Genomic DNA, 19,447 nt, shown 5'->3' with positions numbered 1-19,447 from the left:
GTGATACGATAATTGTTTTAGATTGTCACATGGGGCCAGATTTTGAATTCATACATTTTCCTTGCCGGGGCCATTGTAGCTGAAGTAATAGGTACAACCCTGATGAAGTTCTCTGACGGATTTACACGTCTATGGCCATCTGTAGCAACCATTGTATGCTACTGCACTGCTTTTTATCTTCTCGCTCAGACGCTGTCGACCATTCCAACGGGTATTGCGTACGCAATTTGGTCAGGTGCTGGAATCGTATTAATCAGCCTTTTGGGCTGGTTGGTAAGTGGGCAAAAGCTTGATTTTCCGGCGATCGCAGGCATGTTCCTTATTTGTGCAGGGGTTCTGGTTATTAATATTTTTTCTAAATCTTCCCCGCATTAATTCTATTGAAAGCGTGTCGCATATCTGGCGCTCTTAGCAGAGCTTATCCCCGTGCGGTGAAAAAAGCCCGCTTCATATGAAGCGGGCTTGCTGTTTGTATCTCAATCAGAACTGGTAGACTAAACCAACGGCAACGATGTCGTCAGTCGCGATACCATTGCTTTCATAGAAGCTATCGTCTTCATCCAGCAGGTTGATTTTGTAATCAACGTAGGTGGACATGTTTTTGTTGAAGTAGTAAGTCATACCTACATCAACATATTTGACCAGATCTTTGTCGGTGTAGCGTGGGGTGCCATTGCTATGGTGATCCCAGCCGCCTAAATCAACGCCTTTAGACTGCAGGAATGCAACGGACGGGCGCAAACCAAAGTCAAACTGGTATTGTGCAACAACTTCGAAGTTTTGCGTTTTGTTAGCAATACCGCCTTCAACTCCATCCCCTTTACCGTATGCGGTCATATTGCGTGTTTCAGCATACATGGCAGCCAGGTACACGTTATTCGCATCATATTTGGCACCCACGGTCCAGGCATCAGCTGTGTCACCACCAGCATAGCGGTTGGCATGGCTACTGTCGCCACGTCCAGCAGCAACCTGATTATTAGTACGGTCAGAGCTGGAGTATGCCGCACCGAGGCTTAAACCGAAGTCGAAGTCATAGGAGGTAGACATACCGAAACCGTCGCCATTTTCACGAGACAGTCTACGTCCATCACCATTACCAGTACCTTCGCCTGAACCACCATCTTCATTATTGCCCTGGTACTGCAGAGCGAAGTTCAGACCATCAACCTCACCGAAGAAACCTTTATTACGGTAGGTGGCAACGCCGTTGGTACGACCGGTCATATACACGTCGGTCTGGGTGTAGGTATCGCCGCCGAATTCCGGCAGCATATCGGTCCAGGCTTCTACGTCGTAGACAACGCCATAGTTACGACCGTAGTCAAAGGTACCGTTCTGACCAAAACCTAAGCCAGCGAAAGCCAGGCGGGTCCATGAATCTGCACCTTCACCTTCTGTGCTGTTGGCCTGGACGTTATATTCCCACTGACCATAACCAGTTAGCGTGTCGTTGATCTGGGTTTCGCCTTTAAAGCCCACACGTACATAGGTCTGATCGCCGTCGCTACCCGCATCGTCAGAGAAATAATGCAGACCATCGACTTTGCCGTACAGATCCAGTTTATTGCCGTTCTTATTATAAATTTCAGCGGCATTCGCTGCGCCTGCAGCTAATAAAGCAGGGAGGAGAAGTGCCAGTACTTTTCTTTTCATTATGTATTCCCTTGTGATAATAATTAATATGAATATGTAGTACTATCCGAAAGACTACATTTGGATACTATCTATGAAGTTCATTTAATTTAAAATATAACATGTAACAAATATATTTAAGATATTTAAAAATGTTTCTATAGTGTCTTTTTATAAATTAATGTATATGTTTTTAATAATGCTATTTACATGATAAATTTATTTTTATCAGTGGGTTATGTATTTCTTGCGTTCATTGTTTTCGTGTATTTTATTTTTGGGGGTTATTTGTTGTTTGATTACATATGATTATCTGTTGCTATGGTGATCAAGAAACAATAAATTTCTGTGATTATATAAAGTTGAGAGTGATAATATATTTATATAAATTGAAGCGCTGGCAGTGGTCTGCAATGAAAATTGTTGTTAAGGTGGTTTTCTTTCTGCAAAGAGAGACCACATGGAACGACAAGATTGGCAGTCAAAATTTGAAGCCTGGCTACAGGATAACCATTCCGGGCAGGATGCTGCCCATGATATCTCTCATTTTCGTCGCGTGTGGAAGACTTCGCAAAAGCTAAGTACGGATGCGACCGTAAATTGGCTGGTGGTTCTTACAGCGTGCTACTTCCATGATCTTGTCAGCTTGCCGAAGAATCATCCGGATCGTCATCGCTCATCGGTATTGGCGGCGCAGGAAACACGCCGCATTCTGAGGCGCGATTTCCCTGATTTTCCGCAACACTGTATACCTGCCGTATGTCATGCCATTGAGGCGCACAGTTTCAGCGCGAAGATCGCACCGGAAACTATTGAAGCTAAAATTGTGCAGGATGCCGACAGGCTTGAGGCGCTGGGGGCTATCGGTTTAGCGCGCGTATTTGCCGTGTCTGGTGCGTTAGGCGTGGCGCTGTTTGACGCGGAAGATCCATTCGCGCGGAAGCGTAGCCTTAACGATAAACAGTACGCGCTCGATCACTTTCAGACCAAATTATTGACGCTGCCGCTGACAATGCAAACTGAACAAGGCCGACATTTAGCGCAGCATAATGCTGACTTTTTACTGACGTATATGGCGAAGCTGAGTGCGGAGTTAAAAGGAGAGTATGCAATGCTGGATCTCGACGCGATTCAACCCTTTAAAGCACGTTAGTCGCCAGTACAGCCGCAACGTCAACCGCGCTATTTTATGTTAATCTGTCGGTTATCCATTTCGGCCGGTTAAATGTATGCAGGATAATTTTTCAGTAGCAGGCTCCATGAACCCAATGACAGATGATAACAAGGCCGCCGCACAGGTAATTTTGGCTAAGTTGCTTGAAATTTATGACGTGAAAACCCTGGTTGCTCATCTGAATGGTGTTGGTGAGAACCGCTGGAGTCCGGCCATCTTTAAGCGAGTAGTAGCGAACGAAACATGGCATCGCCTCAGCGACAATGAGCTTGCTCATCTGAATTCCTTGCTGCCGACGCCACCTGCGCATCATCCGCATTATGCCTTTCGATTTATCGATCTGTTTGCCGGCATCGGCGGGATTCGTCGCGGCTTTGAGGCGATTGGCGGGCAGTGCGTGTTTACCAGCGAATGGAACAAGCATGCGGTGCGCACCTACAAAGCGAATAATTATTGCGATCCGCTCCAGCATCACTTTAATGAAGATATTCGCGATGTCACGCTGAGTCATCATGATGGAGTAAGCGACCAGCAGGCGGCGGAACATATTCGCCAACATATTCCTGAACATGACGTACTGCTGGCAGGATTTCCTTGTCAGCCTTTCTCCCTGGCTGGGGTATCAAAGAAAAATGCGTTAGGGCGGGCCCACGGCTTTGCCTGTGATACACAAGGCACACTCTTTTTTGATGTGGTGCGCATTATCGATGCGCGTCGACCAGCAATATTTGTGCTCGAAAACGTTAAAAATCTGAAAAGTCACGACCAGGGCAAAACGTTTCGCATCATTATGCAGACGCTGGATGAGCTGGGTTATGACGTCGCGGATGCGGCGGATAATGGGCCCGACGATCCGAAAATTATCGATGGACAACATTTTTTACCTCAGCATCGCGAACGTATTGTGCTCGTCGGATTTCGACGCGATCTGAATCTGAAATCAGACTTCACGCTGCGCAATATTGTCACTCGCTATCCGCCGCGACGTACTACGCTGGCGGAGCTGCTTGAGCCGACCGTCGATGCGAAATATGTGCTGACGCCGGTGTTGTGGAAATATTTATACCGCTATGCGAAAAAGCACCAGGCGCGGGGGAATGGTTTTGGTTATGGCATGGTGTATCCTGGTAATCCCGATAGCGTAACGCGCACATTATCCGCACGCTATTATAAAGACGGCGCCGAGATCCTTGTCGATCGCGGCTGGGATATGGCGCTAGGGGAAAAGGATTTTGACGATCCGTTGAACCAGCAACACCGTCCGCGCCGGCTTACACCACGGGAGTGTGCGCGCCTGATGGGATTTGAATCACCGCAGGGCTATCAGTTCAGGATCCCGGTGTCGGATACTCAGGCTTATCGCCAGTTTGGTAATTCGGTGGTCGTTCCGGCATTCGCGGCGGTTGCCAGACTGCTGGAGCCGAAAATCAAACAGGCGGTTGCTATTCGCGAAAAAGAGAACCTGCATGGCAGACGTTCACGATAAAGCAACGCGCAGTAAAAATATGCGGGCGATCGCCACCCGTGATACCGCCATTGAAAAACGCCTTGCCAGCGTACTGACAGAGCAGGGCGTAACGTTTCGCGTGCAGGATGCGACGTTACCTGGTCGCCCCGATTTTGTAGTGGATGATTACCGTTGTGTGATCTTTACCCATGGCTGTTTCTGGCATCATCACAACTGCTACTTGTTTAAAGTCCCTGCCACGCGAACGGAATTCTGGCTGGAAAAAATAGGTAAAAATGTCCAGCGTGACGCGCGGGATTGTGAAAAATTGCAGACTCTGGGCTGGCGTATACTGATTGTCTGGGAGTGCGCCCTGCGCGGGCGCGAAAAACTCGGCGATGAGGCGTTATCTGAACGTGTCATCGAGTGGATCTGCGGCGGCGGTGCCACCGCGCAGATCGACACTCAGGGTATTCACTTACTGTAGTGTCTTTTCCGACGGGGTAGCAACGGCATCCGCTTTCATAGGGAATAAGTATTTACCGAGGGTAACCAATACCACCGCAAATACGATCACGCCGAGCGCCAGCCATTCGATGAGCGCCAGACTTTCTCCTCCCAGACCGGTACCTAGCAGTACGGCGACAACCGGATTAACGTAGGCATAGCTGGTGGCTAACGCCGGACTGACGTTGCGAATCAGATACATATACGCGTTAATGGCAATAATAGAGCCAAACAGGGCCAGGTACGCCACCGCCAGAAAGCCTGAAAATGTCGGCATAGTGGTCAGTTTTTCCCCGGAGAGCAACGAGGCGCACATCAGCACAACCCCGGCGGCTAACATTTCAATGGCCCCAGCCATCATGCCAACGGGTAACGTTATGCGTGAGCCGTACACCGAGCCAAACGCCCAACTTATCGAACCGATCAGGATTAATACAGCGCCCCAAGGATTACCGCTTAAATTACCGCCGCTGTTCAGCATGATGATTCCTGCCAACCCAATGGCGATTCCCACCCATTCCAGTTTGCGCGTTTTGATACCAAAAAAGTGGCTAAAGCACAGCGTAAACAGCGGAACGGTAGCAACCACCACCGCGGCGATACCGGAAGGCACATTTTGATGTTCTGCGACGGTGACCAGCCCATTACCCACAGCCAGCAGCAGGACGCCAATTAACGCGGCGTTCAGGAGCTGGCGCAGAGGCGGCAGCTTATGCCCGCGAATCAGTAAGAATGCGGTTAACAAAATGCCCGCGGAGAGAAAACGCACGCCAGCCATCATCAACGGCGGCCAGCTTTCCACGCCAATGCGAATAACGAAGTAGGTGGAACCCCAAATGATATACAGCGCGAAGAGCGCACTGAAAAGTGGTAACAATTGCCTGAAACGCATAATCCCTCACGGTGGAAATAAAAAGGTGCAACATAGTAAACGTCAAAACTATCGTGCTGGCGAGATTTATAATTGCATGCCATTGTTAAATATTTGTTGACCAGAAAGGCCAGTTTCCGCATGGCGTGTTTTACTTCATACTTATATACGGCAAAAAAATAATATTGAGGGTTAACATTTTGGCAGGAAGTAGCTTACTGACCTTACTCGATGATATCGCTACCTTACTCGACGATATCTCGGTCATGGGAAAACTGGCCGCGAAAAAAACCGCGGGTGTCTTGGGAGATGACTTATCGCTCAATGCGCAACAGGTGTCGGGCGTGCGGGCGAACCGCGAACTCCCGGTGGTCTGGAGCGTGGCTAAAGGGTCGTTTGTTAACAAAGTTATTCTGGTACCGCTGGCGCTATTGATTAGCGCCTTTATCCCCTGGGCGATCACCCCCTTATTAATGGTAGGCGGGGCGTTTCTCTGTTTTGAAGGGGTGGAAAAAGTGCTTCACACCCTGGAAGCTCGTAAACACAAAGAGACCCCGGAAGAGCGCCAGCAGCGTCTGGCATCTCTGGCGGCGCAGGACCCACTGACCTTCGAGAAAGATAAAATCAAAGGTGCGATACGTACCGATTTCATTTTATCCGCTGAGATTGTCGCCATCACCCTCGGTATTGTGGCGGATGCGCCGTTGTTGAATCAGGTGCTGGTGTTATCAGGTATCGCCTTAGTGGTGACCGTGGGCGTGTATGGCCTGGTAGGGATTATCGTTAAGCTGGATGATATCGGCTACTGGCTGGCAGAAAAGCGCAGCCTGCTTGCCCAATCGCTGGGGAAAGGACTACTGGTTGTTGCTCCCTGGCTGATGAAAACACTTTCAGTGGTGGGCACGCTGGCGATGTTTTTAGTAGGGGGCGGGATTGTTGTACATGGAATATCACCGCTGCATCATGCGATAGAACATTTTGCCCAGCAGCAAAGCGCATTGATGGCGCTTATGCTTCCGACCCTGCTTAATCTGGTGCTCGGCTTTATCATTGGTGGAATAGTCGTTCTGCTGGTGAAAACCGTTGCCAGACTGCGCGGAGTTTCGCACTAATTGTCGCCGGATTAATTACGCAAAAAGCCTTTTTGTCGTCTAAGGTGTAAAGGTTTCTCTTGATACAGGAGGCAGGTATGGTCTTTTCTGTCAGTGAGGAAGTCACTTCGAAAGAGGGTGGCCCACGCATGATCGTTACCGGGTATGCCAGCGGAATGGTGGAGTGTCGCTGGTACGACGGCTTTGGCGTTAAACGGGAAGCATTCCGTGAAGATGAACTGGTGCCCGGCGAGCAAAGATCGCTCTGCAAGGACACCTGACATTGGGCCAGGCCGTAACCCGGCGAACTCTCAACCATTAGTTATATTTATCATTTTGGTGAGAATTATTTTCTTGTCAGGCAAAAAAATTGCAGATAAGGTTTGTTTTACATCAGATTTCCTGGTGTAACGAATTTTCAAGTGCTTCTTGCATAAGCAAGCTTGATCCCGGCCCGATGAGGGCCGGGATTTTTTTCACCCTCAGTCAGCGATTGATTTCCGACACGCTAAAATCATGGATATCAAGCTCGAACGCATCGGCCAGTTCATGCCATGTATGGTAATCACGCCCGTCGATGCTGACGCGTTCAGGATCGTCCTGACTGCGATGAATTTCACTCTCGCAGATTTCGTTGATTGCCTTCAGCAGCGCGTCTACATCGACGCTGACTTCACGTTTGGCCGTATCGCTGTACTCTTTCGCGGTTTTCATCCTCATACCTCTCAACCGTTAAGGATACCGGGGGAGCGCATCAAAACCTCAGATGCGCACCACTTAAGTATAGACCGTCGAGAAAACCCGCAATCGCATGCGCCGGACGCTGCCACAAAAAGGAATTTGTTCTACACTGGCACAAAGCCACAGGAGGAAAATGATGAAGGTGAATGATCGGGTCACAGTCAAAACGGACGGCGGTCCACGTCGGCCGGGCGTGGTACTGGCAATCGAAGAGTTTAGTGAAGGCACCATGTACCTGGTTTCGCTGGAAGACTACCCGCTCGGTATCTGGTTCTTTAATGAATCAGGTCATCAGGACGGTATCTTTGTGGAAAAAATAGAGTGAGGTAAGTTCTTCTGCATGATTCTGACTGGTGGTTCCGCCACCAGTCAGAACGTTTTAGCGCATATTCACAAAGATACCATTGGTGACGTTATCCGTGAGTCGAACCACGTGATAGATAACTTGCTTATTATGCGTCTTAATCTTTCGTTTTATATTTCCCTTATGGGATGAGACGGTCTTGGCCTTGATATTCATTTGATCTGATATCTGTATTGTTCCCTGTCCCTCCATCCACATGCGTAGCATGCTGGATTCGGTACGGCTTAATGACAATGTCGGCAGATTAACATCGATAGCAATATTGACTTCCTTTTTCAGAATATCGCCAAGAAGTTCGTCCAGTGAATCAGGTTTAATTGATTTAGAACTGATCAATAAATTTTTTCTGACTAAAAGATACTCATCAAAATGCACATTGGCAATCGCCATAAATACAATAAATAATGTACTGGGATGCTGATTAATGATTTGCTTGATTTGCTGACTGTCAGCAGGATCGTGGATAAAACAGTCCTCATTAATAAACACCACAGCGGGTTGCAGAGAAACACAGGCGAGACTGAGTTCACCAACGCTGGAAATATTGTTGATTTCCCTTTTTTTCACCCCCCGACTGACCAGATATCCGGTCAACCCTAGCCGGGTGTAACTGCATAAATCCATAATAATCGTTGACATGGCATACCCTCACTCAATGCGTAACGATAATTCCCCTTACCTGATTATTGCATCACAACTAAACGGAATAATAACGACCCAAGATGACGCTTTCGCTGTTTTCAGGCGAATTTACTATCCCGTAAAGTTGCGTATAATTTGCCAGGAAACATCTTAAAGTAAAGTAAATGTTGCGTTATGTGAGTGAGGCAAAAACAAATAAACCGCGACAGCGATATCCTGGTGGATGTTGTCGGTTTTTAAATTTAGGACAATCCTTAGTAAAACAGGATAAAAATTAAGGGTTATTATTTTCCGGGCATTTCGCTGACGATATCGGCCAACAAATTAAAAATTTCGCTGAACAAGCGCTCGCAGAATGGCGCAATTAATGGCATCAGCGCCGCCATTAATGAAATACCCACGGTCAGGGTGAGAGGAAAGCCAATGACAAAAATCGACAGCTGTGGCGCCATGCGATTTAACAAGCCAAGCGCAAGGTTCAGCGTCAGCAGCAGCGTCATAACCGGTAGGGCCAGCATCAGCCCGTTGAGGAAAATCAGGCTTCCCGCCCGCGCCAGCGCGAGAAATGCATTGCTGTTAACCGGATTGCCGGCAATGGGCAAGGTATGAAACGTATCCACCAACAGCGAAATCAGCCACAGATGGCCATTAAAGGTGAGGAATAACAGCATGGCGAGCATGTCGATCAGTCGTGCCAGGACTGGCATATTCAGGCGGCTACCGGGGTCAAAGAATGTCGCAAAGGAAAGCCCCATTTGCAGGCCAATCAGTTCCCCGGCGGTACGCACGGCGGCAAACGCAAACTGCATGGTGAAGCCTAAGGCGATACCGATCAGAATTTGTTGCATGGCCTGCCACAACGCGCCGATGGAAAAGATGGGGACGTCTGCTGGGGGAATAGATGGGGCGATAACAATGGTTATCATCAATCCCAGCCCCAGTTTTACCCGTTTGGGGATAGCGCGTTCGCTGAGAATGGGCGCTGTGGAGATGAGCGCCAGGATGCGCAGCAACGGCCAGAAGTAAAGATTCAGCCACTGCATCCACTCAACGCTGCTGACCTGCAACATAACGTTGTCTACCCGATGATATACGGTAAATTGCTGAACAGCGTACGCACGTAGTCGAGCAACAGGTTAAGCATCCACGGGCCGGCAACAATGATGGCAATAAAAACCGCAACAATTTTGGGAATGAAGGACAGCGTCATTTCGTTAATCTGGGTCGCCGCCTGCAAAATGCTGATGATAAGACCTGTGACGAGGGCCACCAACAGCAAAGGCGCAGCAAGGGCCAGAGCGACTTTCATCGCTTCTGTCCCCATCATCATGACCGATTCAGGTGTCATTTCGCGCCTCTAACTGTAAAAGCTTTGTGCCAGCGAGCCGACAAGCAATTGCCAACCGTCCACCAACACGAACAGCATCAGCTTAAACGGTAACGCGATCGTGGCGGGCGGCACCATCATCATCCCGAGCGCCATCAGCACGCTGGCGATGACCAGATCGATAATCAGAAACGGGATAAAAATGGTAAAGCCTATCTGGAATGCGGTTTTCAGCTCACTGGTGACATAAGCCGGAAGCAAAATTCGCATCGGTACGGCTTCTGGTCCCTGTAAGGGACCGCTGTTTGCCAGACGGGCGAACAACGCCAGATCGGCTTCACGGGTTTGGCGCAGCATAAACTCGCGTAACGGTTGGGCGCCTTTCTCCATGGCTTCCTGCATGGAGATCTTCTCTTCGCTGAACGGCTGATAGGCGTCAACGTAGATTTTATCGATCACTGGCGACATGATGAAAAAGGTTAAAAATAGCGCCAGCCCCAGCAGTACCTGATTAGGGGGTGCAGACGGCGTTCCCAATGCATTTCGTAACAAACCGAAAACGATGATGATGCGGGTGAAGCTGGTCATCATCAATAAAATGGCAGGCAGGAAGGTCAGCGAGGTGAAAAACACCAGCGTCTGTACAGGCAATGACCAGCTTTGTCCGCCGCCTGGCAGCGGTTGACTCACCAGGCCCGGGAGTTGGGCGAGGGCGACTGGACTGAAAAGCCATAAGCCTGCCAGCGTGATGGAAAACAAACGGCGCATCAGGATCTCCCGGGACGCTTGAGCAAACTCTTCATCATGGCCTGGAAATCCGCAGGGGAGGCCGGTTTTTCTTCTGCATCGGCAGGTGCCGGGGGCAGGGTGTGCAATAGGTTAATTTGCGAGGCCGTGACGCCCAGCACCAGGCGCGCATCTTCAACCTCAACAACCACCACGCGCTCACGTGGGCCCAGTGAGGTACTTGCCGCAACCTTCAGCCCTCGCGTACCGGTGCTTTTGGGGGCAAAGCCCAGGCGTTTAATGACCCAGGCTGCCGCCAGGATCAACACAATGATCCCCAGCAGCGCGCCGCTTACCTGTACCAGCGGTGAGCCGGGGACGGCGGCTGGCTGAGAAACTGTCGCCTGGGTGTTCATGATTAACGGCTCAGACGGCGCATGCGTTCTGATGGAGTGATAATGTCGGTGATACGCACGCCGTATTTATCCGCGACCACTACCACTTCACCCTGGGCGATCAGATAACCGTTGATCAGGATATCCAGCGGTTCGCCCGCCAGACCATCCAGCGCGACAACGGAACCCTGCGTCAGACGCAGCAGCTCTTTGATGGTCATGCGCGTACGGCCCAGTTCAACGGTCAGTTTGACCGGAATGTCCATGATCAGGTCGATGTCCTGCAAAGCGCCGCTGACGTCGCCGCCGCCTAACTGCTGGAATACCGCATCGGCCGCGCTTTTGGTGGTCGTGGTTTTTTGCTCGTTTAACGCGTCAGCCCACAGATCGTCCAATGCGCCAGTGTTCTCATCGGACGGATTATTCATATCACTCATTTGGGCTGTTCCTCATTCAGCGAATTCAAAATCGGGTTTATCAGATGTTCTACGCGTAACGCATACTGACCGTTCACGGTGCCATACTGGCTGGTCAGTACAGGCACGCCGTCCACATGAGCAATAATGCGGTCGGGTTTTTCAATCGGCAGTACATCGCCGGGTTTCAGCTTTAAAATCTGGGACAGCCGCAGCGGAATGTCGGCAAAGTTTGCCACCAGCTCCAGCTCAGAATGCTGAACCTGACGCACCAGATTATTGCGCCAGTTCTGATCTTCATTACGTGAGTTTTCCAGCGGTGGATTCACCAGCAGCTCGCGCAATGGTTCAATCATGCTGAATGGCAGACAGATGTTAAATTCACCGGTCAGATTGCCAATTTCAACGTGGAACGGGGTGTTCACTACGATGTCGTTAGGCGAGGTGGTGATATTGGTAAATTTCACCTGCATTTCGGAGCGAACGTATTCCACTTCCAGCGGATTGATGGCCTTCCACGCGTCGCTGTAGCTTTCCAGCGCCAGCTTCAGCATGCGGTTGATAACGCGCTGTTCAGTATGCGTAAATTCGCGACCTTCCACTTTCGTCGGAAAGCGTCCATCGCCGCCGAACAGGTTATCAACGGCGATAAATACCAGACTTGGTGAGAACACCACCAGACCCGTACCGCGCAGCGGCTTGAGGTGGATTAAGTTCAGGTTGGTCGGCACCGGTAAGTTACGCGCAAATTCGTGATACGGCTGGATACGAATCGCCCCCACGGTAATATCCGGGCTACGGCGCAACAGGTTAAATAATCCCATACGGAACTGGCGCGCGAAGCGTTCGTTAATGATCTCCAGCGCCTGTAAACGCTCACGCACCACGCGGCGTTGGGTGTTGGGATCATAAGGTCGAATATCGCTCTCTTTTGCGATACCGGTAATGGGTTCGTCTTTGGTTTCGCTATCGCCATTCAGCAATGCGTCGATTTCAGCCTGAGAAAGAATACTGTCGCCCATGTCTTTACCGCAGAATAAAAGCTGTATAAAGAACGTCGGTGACAACCTGTTTTGGCTGCCCGACAACGAGCGGAGTCGCGAGCGTCTCTTTGATGGCGGTAATCAGCTGTTGTTTACCTTCCTCGGTGGCGAGCGTAGCCGCATTTTGACGAGAAAACAGCAGCAGCAAGCGGCTGCGTACTTCCGGCAAATATTCATTCAGACGCGCACGTGTCGCTTCGTCTTTCATGCGCAACGTGATACCGATATACAGCACACGGTCCGCATCACCCAGATTGACGGTAAAGGTATCCAGCGCAAAGAACACCGGCGCAGGCGGTGGAGCCGGTTCCGCTTTGACGCTGGCGGACGGCTGCTGCTGCATGCGCCAGTAGCTATACCCCGCAGTTGCGCAGGCGGCGAGGGTAATTAATACCAGCAGAGGGATCCAAATAGCGCGTTTACTTTTTTTGTTAATCGCGGAGTCAGTCATCAGATACGGGCTTCCTGTTTCGGTACAGCTTATGGGCTGATTATCCCGTGTCCTGTCCACGACAAAGCGTGGAAAAGACGCGGATAATCATGCTACCTCTGGCGTTAGGCGAAGATGTCTACTGCTCCATCACCGCGGGCAGCGGCTTGCAGCGAGGCTGGCGTTGCCAGGATGGCGTCATCTTCAGCGGCAAAAATATCTTGTCCCTGAGCGCGACCAGCCTGTTGTTGCTGTCCGGAAGACTGCTGCTGTCCGGCAAAGCTCTCACTGCTAATGTTGCTTTGTCCCAACTGGATCCCACTGTCAGCCAACTGCGTACGCAGCATCGGTAACGCGGCTTCCAGTGCGGCGCGCACGTGACTGTGTGGTGACACCATTTGCAACTGTGCGAGGTTGTCATCCAGCTTAATGGAAATGTGCACCTGGCCCAGATCCTGCGGATGCAGGCGCAGCTCTGCGCTCTGCTGGCCCTGACGCGTGAATAGTGTGACGTGCTGACTCAGTGATTGCTGCCATTCCTGACTACCCAACGGAGCGCTTAGCACCGGCGCGGCGGTAGGTAACGGCTGAGCATGTGTCTGTGGGCCACTTAACGGAGCCGCCGTCACGCCAATGCTGGTCGGCGAAGGGGCGCTGTCAATTTCCGCTCTGGTCGCCGCCGCTACCGTCAGTGGGGTTAGCGTCGGATTGTTTGTCTGATCCAGGCTGCCGCCAGGTGAGGCAATATCCACTTTGCTTTTTTTGGCGTCACCGGGCAGCAGTTCGCCTGCGTTATCGGTGATAGCGCCATGTGCCGTGCCTCGTGACAACGCCGAAAGCGTGGCATCAACGGGGGCAGGGGTGTTGTCGACGGCAGGTGTCGCCAACGGTTGTCCCGGTAGCATGGCGAACAGCGCGCTCAGGTTGGCGAGATCGTCATCGCTGAGCGTGGTGTTTTTTTCATCCTGCTGAACAGTTTTGCCCAGTGTCGTCAGGGCATTCACTTTCAGCGACGGCGTCAGCGCTGACAACAGTTGCTGAGCATCAGTCATGTCGGCAAGAGAAGCATCGGTTTGCATCTCTTTTTGCGCCAGCAGATCGGTTAACTTGACCGCCTGGGTGACATCACCATTTTTTTGCAGCAACCCTTTTTGCAGTTTACTGCCCGCCGCCTGTAAATCGGCAAGCGTCAATGGCGCGCCTTTACCCTGCGCGTCGCCCGCACCTAATGCGCCAGCCAGCAGCGCTAAAAAATCCTCGGGTGAATCTACCGCTTTGCCTGACTGAAGACCTGCGGCTACGTCGGTGTCGGTGGTAATCAGTTGGGGTAAAGTAATCATTCGGGTTTCCTCATAGCTGCACGCTGAGCAAATTCATCCATTTTTTTCTGATCCAGACGGTTTTCGGCCAGTAACGCCGCCGAGGTTTGTCTGTCCTGCAGAGTCTGCCACGCCTGCAACCGTTGTTTTTTATCGCGCCAACTGTTCAGCGCCTGGTCCACTTTCTGTGTCCATTGATTGAGCTGCTGGCGATGTTGCTCAATCGCTTTTTCCAGGGTCTGAATAAACTGCTGATAGTTAATCCAGCGATTACTGGTAATACCCTGACCCATATCGTTATTCAGATTGTTACGGTACTCATGCTGATAATCGATCAGCATTTTCAACTGTTCTTCCGCCTGCTGACAGCCACGACGCATCTCTCCCAATAAGACAGCAGCGTCATCTACCTCTTTTTCAGCCAGGTCTTTCAGCGTTGCTAATGCACCATGTTGTGCCATGACCTATGCTCTCCTGCTCAATCACACACCAGGGAAAATCAGTTCTAAAGCGTGCAGGGAATCTTCCCAGTCAGCCCGTTCATAGATGCCTTGCTGTAAAAAAGCTTCCAGTTGTGGCCATAAGGCGATGGCTTTATCCAACATCGGATCGCTGCCTTTGGCATATGCCCCGACGCTGACCAGGTCGCGGTTACGCTGGAAGCTGGATAGCAACTGTTTAAAATTACGCACCCGCGCATAGTGTTGCTCACTAATGAGCGCGGTCATGGCGCGGCTGATCGAGGCTTCTATATCGATGGCCGGGTAATGACCTGCCTCGGCCAGATGGCGGGACAGCACAATGTGACCGTCCAGAATCGCGCGTGCTGAATCGGCAATCGGGTCCTGCTGATCGTCACCCTCGGTCAGGACGGTGTAAAACGCGGTAACTGACCCGCCGCCGTGAATACCGTTCCCGGCACGTTCCACCAGCGCCGGTAATTTGGCGAATACTGACGGCGGATAACCTTTGGTTGCTGGCGGCTCGCCGATCGCCAGCGCGATCTCACGTTGCGCCATCGCATAGCGGGTGAGGGAATCCATAATCAGCAATACGTGCTGTCCACGATCGCGGAAATCTTCGGCGATGCGCGTGGCGTAGGCCGCGCCCTGCATACGCAACAGCGGAGAAACGTCCGCCGGAGCGGCAATCACCACCGAGCGTGCGCGACCGTCAGCGCCGAGAATATTTTCAATAAAATCTTTAACTTCGCGGCCACGTTCGCCAATCAGCCCGACGACGATGACATCGGCCTGGGTATAACGCGCCATCATGCCAAGCAGGACGCTTTTACCGACGCCCGAACCTGCGAAAAGTCCCATACGCTGACCGCGCCCGACGGTTAACAACGCGTTAATGGGGCGCACGCCGGTATCCAGCACATGTTCAATAGGTGTGCGCTGCAGCGGGTTAAACGGCGGCGTCATCAGCGCCCCGGTTTCGGTGGTATCCGGCGCGGGCAGACCGTCGAGCGGTTTGCCGCTGCCGTCGAGCACCCGGCCCAGCAGAGCAGGCCCCAGCGGTAATTGTTTCCCGCTTTGCAGACCTTCTCCGGCAATATTCTTCGCGTACACGCGCGCGCCGGGCAGAACGCCTTCGACCTCTTCGAGCGGCATCAGAAACAGTCGCTGACCGTTAAAGCCCACGACTTCACTTTCAACTTCCTGGGTTTCGTTGCCATCCTGCCGTTCAATGACGCAGGTGGCGCCCAGCGGCAGCTGTAATCCGGTGGCTTCCAGCACCAGCCCGGTGGCGCGGGTCAGACGCCCGTAACGACGCACCGCAGGCAGCAGCGACATTTTCTCTTCGAAGTTGTCCAGCGTATTGAGCCAGCGAGTCAGACGAGTGGTCATTACACGACTCCTGGCGCGGCCAGACGGCAGAGCTCTTGCCAGCGCGTGGCGACGCTGGCATCCAGATCGCCTTCGTCGGCAGAGACTTTACAGCCGCCGTGATGCAACGTGGGATCGCCGCGCAGCCGCCAGCCGTGCAGACTGAGGGTGGCGCCGAGCATCTCTTCCACCCGCTGGAGATCGTCCGGATGTACGCGCAACTGCGGTTTACCGCTAAACAGCGGTTCCTGCTGCAACAGCTGTTGGATTTGTTTAATCAGCGCGGCGTTATCCACGACAGGCGTCTGACCTATCACCTGACGCGCCGCCTCCAGCGCCATTTGCATCAGGCGCGAGGCAATCACGCTGTCCAGAGCGTCCAGCGTATTCTGAAATTCGCTCACCAATTGCTGCATACGGGCAGTGATTGGCGCATGCTGCGCGCGCGCCTGGTTTTGGCCTTGCTCCAGGCCCTGATTCAGCCCTTCCTGATAGCCTTGTTCGTGGCCCTTTTGTCGACCTTCCGCCAGACCAGCGTTATAACCTTGCTCGTGGGCCTGCATTTGCAACTGCGCGAGCTGCTGCTCAAGCTGTTGCTCTGCTGAGAGTTCCGGCTCGTCGGTCTCTTCTGACAACGGTGTTTCACTGTGGTCGGCCAGGACGAACTCCGCCACCGGTGGGGCGAGATCGTCCGGGGTCCAGACTTTCCACGGCAGTTCGTTAGACATAAGTATCCTCGCCGCTGCCGATCACCATCTCGCCGGTTTCCGCCAGACGACGCACAATAAGCAGAATCGCTTTCTGTTCGTTTTCCACTTGCGACAAACGTACCGGACCGCGGTTGGCAAGGTCGTCGCGCAGAATATCGGCTGCACGTTGCGACATATTGCGCAGGAACTTCTCGCGTAGCGGCTGTTCGGCGCCTTTCAGGGCAATCAGCAGCGATTCGGAATCCACTTCCTGCAGCAGGCGCTGGATACTGCGATCGTCGACGTCCACCAGGTTTTCGAACAGGAACATCTCGTCGATAATTTTCTGCGCCAGTTCGCCGTCGAATTCGCGCACGGCGGTAATAACGGCTTCTTCCTGCTGGGTTTTCATCAGGTTGATGATTTCCGCTGCCGTTCTCACGCCGCCCATTTTGCTGCGTTTGAGGTTCTGGCCGTCGAGCAGGCCATTCAATACTTCGGTCAATTCCGCCAGCGCGGCAGGCTGTACGCCGCCGAAAGTGGCGATACGCAGCATGACGTCGTGACGTAAACGTTCGTCGAACAGCGCCAGAATATCGGCCGCCTGGCCCCGTTTGAGGTGCACCAGAATGGTGGCGATAATCTGTGGATGCTCGTCGCGGATAAGGTCGGCGGCGCTTTGCGGCTCCATAAAGTTGAGCGTTTCAATGCCGCTGGTGGTATCGCGGGTTTCCAGAATATCTTCCAGCAGGCTGGACGCGCGTTCTTCACCCAGCGCTTTCACCAGCACGGAGCGCAGATATTCGTTGGCGTTAATGTTGAGCGCGGCAAATTGTTCGGCTTCTTGTTCAAACTCCGCCAGCACTTCCGTCAACTGTTTATTGGAGATCTGGCGTACGTTGGCCATCGCCGTACTGAGCGCCTGAACTTCGCGCGTGGAAAGGTGCTTAAACACCTCCGCCGCGCGATCTTCGCCAATGGTCATCAGCAGGATGACGCTTTTATCGGTACCGGTAAGGGCATTACTCATGATCGTTACTCATCCACTGACGAATGACCAGCGCCACGACGCGCGGATCGTTATCTGACATTTCACGAATACGCTGGCTCATGACTTCTGCGCCCAGACGCTGATTCGTGCGACGTTGCTGGGTCTGTTCGTCTTTGCTGAGGCGAACTTCTACCGCTTCTTCGGTTTCCTGACGGATACGTGTTTGTTCTTGCGCGGCTTTCGCTTCTTCGCTGCGACGGAGCAACTGCGGGCGAACGGCTTTCCGCCACAGGAGCCAGGCGACCAGCAGAACCAGTAACCAACGACCTGCGGACATTAACTGATCAATAAAGAACGGCTGTTTCCAGAACGGAAGCTCACCCATGGAATCGTCGGTCGCTGTGAACGGAGAGTTCACCACGTTCAGGGTGTCGCCACGTTTGTCGGAGAACCCCATCGCTTCGCGGGTCAGATCCTCAATCTGTTTCATCTGTTCGGCAGTTAACGGCAGCGGTTTGCCATCCGGTAACGTTTTATAGTTGACCACGACGGCCACCGAGAGACGCTGCACATCGCCAACGTTCATTTTGGTGTGGCGAATGGTACGGTCGACTTCATAGTTACTGGTTTCATTGCGCTGCGTACTGCGCGGACCGGCATTGTTACTGTTATTCGTTGTCTGCGTGGTTTGCGCATTTTGCTGATTAGCCGGTGGGTTGGCGATTGGCGCGGTATTAGCCGGGGCTGGCTGATTAGACAATGCGCCCGGGACGCCGCCAGGCGCTCCGCTACCAATTTGCTCACTGACGTTTAACTGGCGTGAGCGCAGCACGGCCTGGGACTCATCGCCGTTTGGACGGTATTGCTCTTCGGTTTGCTCTTTGTTGGCAAAATCCAGCTGTGCGGTGACCTGTGCGTGTACGTTACCGTTGCCGACAATCGGCGACAGGATCGATTCGATCCGGCGTTGCACGCGGGCCTCGACATCGCTTGCGTATTTCAGTTGCGCATCGTTGAGATCGCGGCTGCTGGTGTTCGACTGGGTTAACAGATGACCCGCCTGGTCGACCAGCGTTACGTTGCCCGGCGGTAAGCCTGCAACAGCGCTGGAGACCAAATGCGTGACCGCGCTGATTTGACCTTCATCCAGCGCACGACCCGGTTCCAGATTAACGGTGACGGAGGCCGAAGGCGCTTTTTGCTCACGTACAAACAGCGATGGTTTAGGCATCGCCAGATGCACGCGGGCGCGTTTTACCGGGCCCAGGGTTTCAATGGTACGGGCTAACTCACCTTCCAGCGCGCGCTGGTAGTTGACCTGCTCGCTAAACTGGCTGATACCAAACTTTTCCTGATCCAGCAGCTCAAAGCCAACGGCACCACCTTTTGGCAGGCCTTGCTGCGCCAGACGCAAGCGCAGCTCGTGGACTTTATCGGCAGGAACTTCAATCGCGCCGCTTCCCTCAGTAAAACGATAGGGAACGTTCATCTGCGTCAGTTGGGTGACAATCGCGCCGCCATCCTGATCGGAAAGATTGCTGAACAAGGTGCGGTAGTCGGGCGCTTTGGCCCACAGAACCATCGCCACAACGATAGCGACGGCAGTGGCTCCTGCCACAATCAGAGGAATTCTGGGATTCGCGCGCAGGCGGTTTAACCACTCGAGAGGTTTAAGCTGGGTTGCAGTCGATGCTGTCGCACTCATCTCGCACCTCGTGGCTTATCGTGGACGGCGTTTTTTGCAAAGTGGAACAAGACTCACTCCCGGGTCAGCAAACTCGAAAAATTGACGGTCTCATTATTTGCG

The 19,447-nt window shown here is 52.4% G+C and carries 24 protein-coding genes; 7 read left to right on the top strand and 17 right to left on the bottom strand.

Annotated features, from left to right (window positions below; all coding sequences use genetic code 11):
- The first annotated feature begins 42 nt into the window (after positions 1-42).
- A complete protein-coding gene (locus tag OGV69_RS17710) occupies positions 43-375 on the top strand; it encodes an EmrE family multidrug efflux SMR transporter (protein WP_003839058.1) in 333 nt (110 codons plus the stop codon).
- 105 nt (positions 376-480) lie between these two features.
- On the opposite strand, the gene ompC is transcribed toward OGV69_RS17710, so the two are convergent.
- The gene (gene ompC / locus OGV69_RS17705) at positions 481-1,656 is read right to left on the bottom strand and encodes a porin OmpC (RefSeq protein WP_069323558.1); all 1,176 of its coding nucleotides are present in this window, start codon (positions 1,654-1,656) and stop codon (positions 481-483) included.
- Positions 1,657-2,095: 439 nt separating this feature from the next.
- On the opposite strand from ompC, the gene OGV69_RS17700 reads away from it, so the two are divergent.
- From OGV69_RS17700 to OGV69_RS17690, 3 genes are all read left to right on the top strand, one after another.
- Entirely contained in the window at positions 2,096-2,788 is a 693-nt protein-coding gene (locus OGV69_RS17700) for a phosphohydrolase (RefSeq protein WP_069323559.1), read from the top strand.
- Between the two features lie 76 nt (positions 2,789-2,864).
- Positions 2,865-4,295: a DNA cytosine methyltransferase gene (locus tag OGV69_RS17695; protein WP_038641600.1), complete on the top strand. Its 1,431-nt coding sequence runs from the start codon at positions 2,865-2,867 to the stop codon at positions 4,293-4,295.
- Positions 4,276-4,743 (top strand): very short patch repair endonuclease, encoded by a 468-nt coding sequence (locus tag OGV69_RS17690; protein WP_069323560.1) that lies wholly within the window; start codon positions 4,276-4,278, stop codon positions 4,741-4,743. The genes OGV69_RS17695 and OGV69_RS17690 overlap by 20 nt, the downstream gene beginning before the upstream one ends.
- On the opposite strand, the gene yedA is transcribed toward OGV69_RS17690, so the two are convergent.
- The gene (gene yedA / locus OGV69_RS17685; protein WP_069323561.1) at positions 4,735-5,655 is read right to left on the bottom strand and encodes a drug/metabolite exporter YedA; all 921 of its coding nucleotides are present in this window, start codon (positions 5,653-5,655) and stop codon (positions 4,735-4,737) included. The genes OGV69_RS17690 and yedA overlap by 9 nt on opposite strands.
- 179 nt (positions 5,656-5,834) lie before the next feature.
- Here yedA and OGV69_RS17680 point away from each other — a divergent pair, with 179 nt between their 5' ends.
- Both OGV69_RS17680 and OGV69_RS17675 read left to right on the top strand, forming a co-directional pair.
- Positions 5,835-6,746: a DUF808 domain-containing protein gene (locus tag OGV69_RS17680; protein ID WP_069323562.1), complete on the top strand. Its 912-nt coding sequence runs from the start codon at positions 5,835-5,837 to the stop codon at positions 6,744-6,746.
- A 77-nt stretch (positions 6,747-6,823) separates the two neighbouring features.
- A complete protein-coding gene (locus OGV69_RS17675; RefSeq protein WP_069323563.1) occupies positions 6,824-7,006 on the top strand; it encodes a YodC family protein in 183 nt (60 codons plus the stop codon).
- Positions 7,007-7,211: 205 nt separating this feature from the next.
- Here the strand turns inward: OGV69_RS17675 and yodD are convergent, their stop codons facing one another.
- On the bottom strand, positions 7,212-7,439 hold the full coding sequence (gene yodD / locus OGV69_RS17670) for a YodD family peroxide/acid resistance protein (protein ID WP_032939599.1): 228 nt from the start codon (positions 7,437-7,439) through the stop codon (positions 7,212-7,214).
- Positions 7,440-7,602: 163 nt separating this feature from the next.
- On the opposite strand from yodD, the gene dsrB reads away from it, so the two are divergent.
- Complete coding sequence (gene dsrB, locus OGV69_RS17665; protein WP_038641589.1) at positions 7,603-7,791, top strand: protein DsrB; 189 nt, start codon at positions 7,603-7,605, stop codon at positions 7,789-7,791.
- Positions 7,792-7,845: 54 nt separating this feature from the next.
- Here dsrB and rcsA read toward each other — a convergent pair whose 3' ends face one another.
- The 14 genes from rcsA to fliF form a co-directional block, all read right to left on the bottom strand.
- On the bottom strand, positions 7,846-8,469 hold the full coding sequence (gene rcsA / locus OGV69_RS17660; RefSeq protein ID WP_038641587.1) for a transcriptional regulator RcsA: 624 nt from the start codon (positions 8,467-8,469) through the stop codon (positions 7,846-7,848).
- A gap of 287 nt (positions 8,470-8,756) precedes the next feature.
- A complete protein-coding gene (fliR, locus tag OGV69_RS17655) occupies positions 8,757-9,542 on the bottom strand; it encodes a flagellar biosynthetic protein FliR (protein WP_069323564.1) in 786 nt (261 codons plus the stop codon).
- A gap of 8 nt (positions 9,543-9,550) precedes the next feature.
- Positions 9,551-9,820, bottom strand: coding sequence for a flagellar biosynthesis protein FliQ (gene fliQ, locus OGV69_RS17650; RefSeq protein WP_032939600.1), 270 nt, complete (start codon positions 9,818-9,820; stop codon positions 9,551-9,553).
- 9 nt (positions 9,821-9,829) lie between these two features.
- Positions 9,830-10,567: a flagellar type III secretion system pore protein FliP gene (gene fliP / locus OGV69_RS17645; protein WP_069323565.1), complete on the bottom strand. Its 738-nt coding sequence runs from the start codon at positions 10,565-10,567 to the stop codon at positions 9,830-9,832.
- Positions 10,567-10,944 carry a flagellar biosynthetic protein FliO gene (gene fliO, locus OGV69_RS17640; RefSeq protein ID WP_087856017.1) on the bottom strand — a complete coding sequence of 126 codons (378 nt, stop codon included), beginning with the start codon at positions 10,942-10,944 and terminating at the stop codon, positions 10,567-10,569. The genes fliP and fliO overlap by 1 nt, the downstream gene beginning before the upstream one ends.
- On the bottom strand, positions 10,944-11,357 hold the full coding sequence (gene fliN / locus OGV69_RS17635; RefSeq protein ID WP_005127761.1) for a flagellar motor switch protein FliN: 414 nt from the start codon (positions 11,355-11,357) through the stop codon (positions 10,944-10,946). Before fliN ends, fliO begins: the two co-directional genes overlap by 1 nt.
- Entirely contained in the window at positions 11,354-12,358 is a 1,005-nt protein-coding gene (gene fliM, locus OGV69_RS17630; protein WP_038641580.1) for a flagellar motor switch protein FliM, read from the bottom strand. Before fliM ends, fliN begins: the two co-directional genes overlap by 4 nt.
- 4 nt (positions 12,359-12,362) lie before the next feature.
- Entirely contained in the window at positions 12,363-12,830 is a 468-nt protein-coding gene (gene fliL, locus OGV69_RS17625; protein WP_038641578.1) for a flagellar basal body-associated protein FliL, read from the bottom strand.
- Positions 12,831-12,934: 104 nt separating this feature from the next.
- Complete coding sequence (gene fliK / locus OGV69_RS17620; RefSeq protein WP_069323567.1) at positions 12,935-14,149, bottom strand: flagellar hook length control protein FliK; 1,215 nt, start codon at positions 14,147-14,149, stop codon at positions 12,935-12,937.
- Positions 14,146-14,589 (bottom strand): flagellar export protein FliJ, encoded by a 444-nt coding sequence (gene fliJ, locus OGV69_RS17615; RefSeq protein WP_003030438.1) that lies wholly within the window; start codon positions 14,587-14,589, stop codon positions 14,146-14,148. The genes fliK and fliJ overlap by 4 nt, the downstream gene beginning before the upstream one ends.
- Positions 14,590-14,610: 21 nt before the next feature.
- Positions 14,611-15,981, bottom strand: a complete 1,371-nt coding sequence (gene fliI, locus OGV69_RS17610) for a flagellar protein export ATPase FliI (RefSeq protein ID WP_038641572.1) — start codon at positions 15,979-15,981, stop codon at positions 14,611-14,613.
- On the bottom strand, positions 15,981-16,688 hold the full coding sequence (gene fliH, locus OGV69_RS17605) for a flagellar assembly protein FliH (protein WP_069323568.1): 708 nt from the start codon (positions 16,686-16,688) through the stop codon (positions 15,981-15,983). The genes fliI and fliH overlap by 1 nt, the downstream gene beginning before the upstream one ends.
- The gene (gene fliG, locus OGV69_RS17600; protein WP_003030443.1) at positions 16,681-17,679 is read right to left on the bottom strand and encodes a flagellar motor switch protein FliG; all 999 of its coding nucleotides are present in this window, start codon (positions 17,677-17,679) and stop codon (positions 16,681-16,683) included. The genes fliH and fliG overlap by 8 nt, the downstream gene beginning before the upstream one ends.
- Complete coding sequence (gene fliF / locus OGV69_RS17595; protein WP_069323569.1) at positions 17,672-19,345, bottom strand: flagellar basal-body MS-ring/collar protein FliF; 1,674 nt, start codon at positions 19,343-19,345, stop codon at positions 17,672-17,674. The genes fliG and fliF overlap by 8 nt, the downstream gene beginning before the upstream one ends.
- Between the last annotated feature and the right edge of the window lie 102 nt (positions 19,346-19,447).

This window comes from Citrobacter sp. Cc139, assembly GCF_030334645.1.
GTDB lineage: Bacteria > Pseudomonadota > Gammaproteobacteria > Enterobacterales > Enterobacteriaceae > Citrobacter > Citrobacter werkmanii.
The sequence above is the reverse complement of the archived record's forward strand: the minus strand, read 5'-3'. Positions and strand labels throughout refer to the sequence as shown.

Coding starts and splice junctions, on each gene's coding strand:
- ompC (WP_069323558.1), bottom strand. CDS start 1,656: ATGAAAAGAAAAGTACTGGCACTTCTCCTCCCTGCTTTATTAGCTGCA.
- OGV69_RS17700 (WP_069323559.1), top strand. CDS start 2,096: ATGGAACGACAAGATTGGCAGTCAAAATTTGAAGCCTGGCTACAGGAT.
- OGV69_RS17695 (WP_038641600.1), top strand. CDS start 2,865: ATGCAGGATAATTTTTCAGTAGCAGGCTCCATGAACCCAATGACAGAT.
- OGV69_RS17690 (WP_069323560.1), top strand. CDS start 4,276: ATGGCAGACGTTCACGATAAAGCAACGCGCAGTAAAAATATGCGGGCG.
- yedA (WP_069323561.1), bottom strand. CDS start 5,655: ATGCGTTTCAGGCAATTGTTACCACTTTTCAGTGCGCTCTTCGCGCTG.
- OGV69_RS17675 (WP_069323563.1), top strand. CDS start 6,824: ATGGTCTTTTCTGTCAGTGAGGAAGTCACTTCGAAAGAGGGTGGCCCA.
- yodD (WP_032939599.1), bottom strand. CDS start 7,439: ATGAAAACCGCGAAAGAGTACAGCGATACGGCCAAACGTGAAGTCAGC.
- dsrB (WP_038641589.1), top strand. CDS start 7,603: ATGAAGGTGAATGATCGGGTCACAGTCAAAACGGACGGCGGTCCACGT.
- rcsA (WP_038641587.1), bottom strand. CDS start 8,469: ATGTCAACGATTATTATGGATTTATGCAGTTACACCCGGCTAGGGTTG.
- fliR (WP_069323564.1), bottom strand. CDS start 9,542: ATGTTGCAGGTCAGCAGCGTTGAGTGGATGCAGTGGCTGAATCTTTAC.
- fliQ (WP_032939600.1), bottom strand. CDS start 9,820: ATGACACCTGAATCGGTCATGATGATGGGGACAGAAGCGATGAAAGTC.
- fliP (WP_069323565.1), bottom strand. CDS start 10,567: ATGCGCCGTTTGTTTTCCATCACGCTGGCAGGCTTATGGCTTTTCAGT.
- fliN (WP_005127761.1), bottom strand. CDS start 11,357: ATGAGTGATATGAATAATCCGTCCGATGAGAACACTGGCGCATTGGAC.
- fliM (WP_038641580.1), bottom strand. CDS start 12,358: ATGGGCGACAGTATTCTTTCTCAGGCTGAAATCGACGCATTGCTGAAT.
- fliL (WP_038641578.1), bottom strand. CDS start 12,830: ATGACTGACTCCGCGATTAACAAAAAAAGTAAACGCGCTATTTGGATC.
- fliK (WP_069323567.1), bottom strand. CDS start 14,149: ATGATTACTTTACCCCAACTGATTACCACCGACACCGACGTAGCCGCA.
- fliJ (WP_003030438.1), bottom strand. CDS start 14,589: ATGGCACAACATGGTGCATTAGCAACGCTGAAAGACCTGGCTGAAAAA.
- fliI (WP_038641572.1), bottom strand. CDS start 15,981: ATGACCACTCGTCTGACTCGCTGGCTCAATACGCTGGACAACTTCGAA.
- fliH (WP_069323568.1), bottom strand. CDS start 16,688: ATGTCTAACGAACTGCCGTGGAAAGTCTGGACCCCGGACGATCTCGCC.
- fliG (WP_003030443.1), bottom strand. CDS start 17,679: ATGAGTAATGCCCTTACCGGTACCGATAAAAGCGTCATCCTGCTGATG.
- fliF (WP_069323569.1), bottom strand. CDS start 19,345: ATGAGTGCGACAGCATCGACTGCAACCCAGCTTAAACCTCTCGAGTGG.